General features: G+C 70.4%; 6 protein-coding genes and 1 pseudogene. All 7 read right to left on the bottom strand.

Features of this window, described 5'->3' with window-relative positions; genetic code table 11:
* Nucleotides 1-251: pseudogene (locus VGD85_RS13930) on the bottom strand (flagellar motor switch protein FliN); the annotation flags it as partial.
* On the bottom strand, nt 248-1,186 hold the full coding sequence (locus tag VGD85_RS13925) for a flagellar motor switch protein FliM (RefSeq protein WP_331064040.1): 939 nt from the start codon (nt 1,184-1,186) through the stop codon (nt 248-250). The pseudogene VGD85_RS13930 and the gene VGD85_RS13925, both read right to left, overlap by 4 nt.
* A 133-nt stretch (nt 1,187-1,319) precedes the next feature.
* Nucleotides 1,320-1,784: a flagellar basal body-associated FliL family protein gene (locus tag VGD85_RS13920; RefSeq protein WP_331064039.1), complete on the bottom strand. Its 465-nt coding sequence runs from the start codon at nt 1,782-1,784 to the stop codon at nt 1,320-1,322.
* Nucleotides 1,785-1,789: 5 nt separating this feature from the next.
* Nucleotides 1,790-2,689, bottom strand: coding sequence for a flagellar motor protein MotB (locus VGD85_RS13915; RefSeq protein WP_331064038.1), 900 nt, complete (start codon nt 2,687-2,689; stop codon nt 1,790-1,792).
* The gene (locus VGD85_RS13910) at nt 2,689-3,453 is read right to left on the bottom strand and encodes a motility protein A (protein ID WP_331064037.1); all 765 of its coding nucleotides are present in this window, start codon (nt 3,451-3,453) and stop codon (nt 2,689-2,691) included. Before VGD85_RS13910 ends, VGD85_RS13915 begins: the two co-directional genes overlap by 1 nt.
* The gene (locus tag VGD85_RS13905; RefSeq protein ID WP_331064036.1) at nt 3,453-3,740 is read right to left on the bottom strand and encodes a flagellar FlbD family protein; all 288 of its coding nucleotides are present in this window, start codon (nt 3,738-3,740) and stop codon (nt 3,453-3,455) included. The genes VGD85_RS13910 and VGD85_RS13905 overlap by 1 nt, the downstream gene beginning before the upstream one ends.
* A 102-nt stretch (nt 3,741-3,842) precedes the next feature.
* Nucleotides 3,843-3,977 carry a flagellar basal body rod C-terminal domain-containing protein gene (locus VGD85_RS13900; protein WP_331064041.1) on the bottom strand — a complete coding sequence of 45 codons (135 nt, stop codon included), beginning with the start codon at nt 3,975-3,977 and terminating at the stop codon, nt 3,843-3,845.
* Between the last annotated feature and the right edge of the window lie 14 nt (nt 3,978-3,991).

Raw genomic sequence — 3,991 nt, 5'->3', positions numbered from 1 at the left:
AGCCCGCCGATCGGGCTGGCCGCGAGCGCCGCGACGAGCTCGGCGCCGACGACGATCGCGAGCGGCCCCGAGACGGGGCCCTCGAGGTCGGCGACCACGGCGCCCGCGAAGCCGGTGCCCTGGAGGTCGTCGGGCGTGCCGGGGCGCGGTGCTCCGGCCGAGAGCGGCTCCGAGGCCGGCAGCACGGTGATGGCCGCGGTCGCGGCACTCACCGCCAGCTGGAGGTCGGCGGTGGTCTGCACGGTGGTCATGCGTTCTCCTTCGGGGTGCCTACGATCAGAGCGGCGAGCCGGTACCCGCTGGTCCCGGGCGTCGCGTGCGCGAAACAGGTGCCGTCGACGACGACCTCGAGGGGCGCCGCGGCGGGGTGGTGCAGCCGGACCGCGTCGCCGGGCTTCAGCGCCGCGAGATCGGCCGGGCTCAACGTGGTGGGTCGCAGGCTGACGGCGACCTCGACGGGGACCCGCTGGAACTGGTCGGCGAGCTCGGCCGCGGCCTGCGCGCGCTGGGCCCGCTCGCGCTCGGAGACCGGGGAGGGCGCCGCGGCGCGGACCAGGTGGGGGAGCACGCTGGAGAACGGCATGCACAGCGTCATCCGGAAGCTCCGCTCGCTGATCCGCAGCTCCAGGCTGACCGCGACCATCACGTCCGAGGCGCCCGCGACCTGCGCGAACTGCGGGCTGTACTCGACACCGCGGACCTCGGGCTCGAAGGCCACGATCGAGGCCATCGAGTAGCGCATCTCCCGGAGCAGGCGCTCGATCATCCCGCTGGCGACGCCGGCCTCGATCTCGGTCAGCGGGCGCTCCGGCTGGTCGTCGCGCCCGGGGCCACCCAGCATGTGGTCCACGCAGGTCATCACGGCGACGAGCGGGAGCTCCAGGACGCCGCGGTTGAACAGCGGCTCCGCCGAGAAGGTGGTGAGGTACGTCAGGTTGTCGAGCGAGTCGATGTACTCGGCGTACGTCCGCTGCTCGATCGAGGTGACGCCCACCGAGCAGACGGTCCGCAGGGAGGACGTGAACACCGTCGTCGCCTGCCGGCAGAAGTCGTCGAGGGTCAGCTGCAGCATCCGCGAGTGCTCGCGGGAGAGCTGGATGGGACGCCGGAAGTCGTACGGTTGCGGGATCGCGGAGGCGCGCCGAGACGCCCGGTCCGCCGCGGGCGGGGCGTCGGGGTGCGTCACGGAAGCGTCGGAGGCGGCCACGATGACATGCATCGGCCCGTCCGGCGCGTTCCTTAAGGGAACTCGGCACCGGAAATCCGGTGCTGGCTCACATTCGGTTGTTCGGGGTCAGCCCACCAGGGGAGCTCTCACGTCACTGCGTGACGAACTCCGTGAAGTAGATCCCCATGACCTCCTCCTCGTACGCCTTCTCCAGCGTGGTCTCGAGCTCCTCCTTGAGCTCCTTGCGCTTGCCCGCGTTGCCGACCTCCTCGACCGTCCGGCCGCTGAACAGCTCGATGGTCGCGTCCAGCGCCTTGCTGCCGTCGAGCTCCTCGGGCGCCCCCTCGACCAGCTGCAGGGCGATGCCGACCTTGAGGTAGTGGCCCGACGCCAGGTTGATCTGGGTCGACTCCAGCGGCAGGATCGCGCCCGGCTTGGGGCCCTCGTCGGCGCTCGCGCTCGGCTTCAGCACGAACCAGTACGCCGCCAGCGCGACGACCAGCACGCCCGCCACGAGCAGGAGCAGCTTCTTGCGCTTGCCGCCCTTGGCCGCCTTGCCGTCGCCCTCGGCGTCGGTGTCCTTGGCCTTGCTGGCCTTGATCGCAGTCACGCTCATCCCTCTCACCCCTGTCCGCCCGGTCGGGCGCTCAGCACGTCGTCGATCAGCTGGGTGGCCTCGAAGCTGGTCTCCGGCAGGACGACGATGTCGACCCGCTTGTTGATCTCCTGCGACCCTTCGACGTCCGGGTCGATCAGCGGCCGCTCGTGGCCGAAGGCCGACAGCGAGAGCCGCTTCTTGGGCACCTCGTCCACCTCGTTGAGGCGGCGCAGCACGGTGACCGCGCGGGCGGCCGAGAGGTCCCAGTCGGTGGCGAAGTACTTCGGCTTCACCGGCTCCTGGTTGGTGTGGCCGTCGATGCGCAGCGCGTTCGTCACCTCCCGGAGCACCGGTGCGAGCGTGTCGACCACCCGCTCGCCGCGCCGGCTGAGCCGGGCGATGTTCGGCTCGAAGACGACGTGCCGTGAGACCAGGCTCACGACCAGGCCCCGCTCGTCGATCGCGGTGAACACGTCGTGCTGGAGGCCGGCTCGCCGCAGCGCCTTCATCAGCTCGCGCCGGACCGCCTGGAGCCGCTTGGCCTCGGCCTCCGCCTCGGCGTACTGCGCCTGCTGGCGGCGGCGCTCCTCGGCGGTGACGGCGTCCATCACCAGCTTCTGCTGGTCGGCGGGCATCGCCTGGAACGCCTGGGTGCTCACGTACTCCGGGCCCTTCTCGGCGAGGTCGTCCGCGAGCACCGAGGTGCTGCCGCTCATGATCGAGCTCTCGGCGCCGAAGCCGTCGGCCAGGCCCGACTTGAGGGCGTGGTACTTCGCCTCGTCGACCTGGCTCATCGCGAACATCACGATGAACAGGACCATCAGCAGCGTGAGCATGTCGGCGTACGTCACGAGCCAGCGCTCGTGGTTGTCGTGCTCGGGCTCCTCGGCTTGCTTCTTGCGGCGTCGTGGAGGGGCGCTCATCAGGCAGCCTCCTCACGTTGGTCGACGGGCAGCAGGGAGCGCAGCCGCTGGGCGACGATGCGCGGGTTGGAGCCGGCCTGGACGGCGGAGACGCCCTCGATGACGAGCTCCATCTGAGCGGCCTCGAGCTCCCCGAGCCGCAGCAGGCGGGCGCCGAGGGGCAGGAAGAACACGTTGGCGGACATGACGCCCCAGAGGGTGGCGACGAATGCGCCGGCGATCAGGTGGCCGAGCTTCTCGGGCTCGGCGAGCTGCTCGAGCACGTGCACGAGGCCCATGACGGTGCCGACGATGCCGATCGTGGGGGCGTAGCCGCCCGCCGCGTTCCAGAACCTGGCGGCCTGCTTGACCTCGGCGCGCTTGGCCTGGACCTCGGCCTCGAGGATGTCGCGGAGCTCCTCGGGGTCGGTCCCGTCGATCGCCATCGTGAGCGCCCGCGCGAGGAACTCGTCGTCGAGCTCGGCGACCGCGTCCTCGAGCGCGAGCAGACCCTCGCGGCGAGCCTTGTCGGCCAGCGAGACGAGCTGCGGCACCAGGAGGGCACTGTTGGGGGCGCCGGAGGTGAAGGCGTGGACCAGGCCGCGCATCGCGAGCTTGAAGTCGCCCATCGTCCCGCCGGCGAGCGAGATCAGCAGCGTGACCCCGAAGACGAGGAGCATCGGCGGCATCAGGAACAGCGCCATCGGGTTGCCGCCCTCGAGGACGTTGACCACGATGACGACCAGGAATCCGACGAGGACTCCGATCAGGGTTGCCGGATCCATCAGGATTCCGCCCTGTCGATCCGGGTGAGGTGAGCGGCCGGGTGCTCGCTGACGGTGCCCAGACGGGGCTGCTGGCGCCGGGGCTCGACCTCGATGTAGGAGCTGAGAGCCAGCACCTCACCGCGGTAGTAGCGGACGGCGTCGATCACTTCCTCGAGCGTGTCGGTGACGACGTACTTCTTGCCGTCGACCAGGGTGACCACGGTGTCGGGGGTGGAGTCAACTCGTTCGATGAGGTCGGAGTTGAGTGCGAACACCGTTCCCGAGAGTCGCCTGAGCGTGATCATGTGCACCGTCCTTGGGCCGTTCCGAGCTGCCGTCCGTGGCGCTCGAAGTGTTCATCGGCGGCGAGCGCCCGGACCTGAGCGGTCCGGGCGCCCCGCCAGGGGTCACCGCTTGATGTTGACGAGGTCCTCGAGCACCTGGTCGGAGGTCGTGATGACCCGCGAGCTGGCCTGGAAGCCGCGCTGGGCGAGGATGAGGTTGGTGAACTCGGCCGCGAGGTCGACGTTCGACATCTCCACCGAGCCGGGGCTCA

The sequence above is a fragment of the Nocardioides sp. genome (assembly GCF_036401255.1).
Classification (GTDB): domain Bacteria; phylum Actinomycetota; class Actinomycetes; order Propionibacteriales; family Nocardioidaceae; genus Nocardioides.
This window is presented reverse-complemented; position numbering and strand designations above follow the sequence as displayed.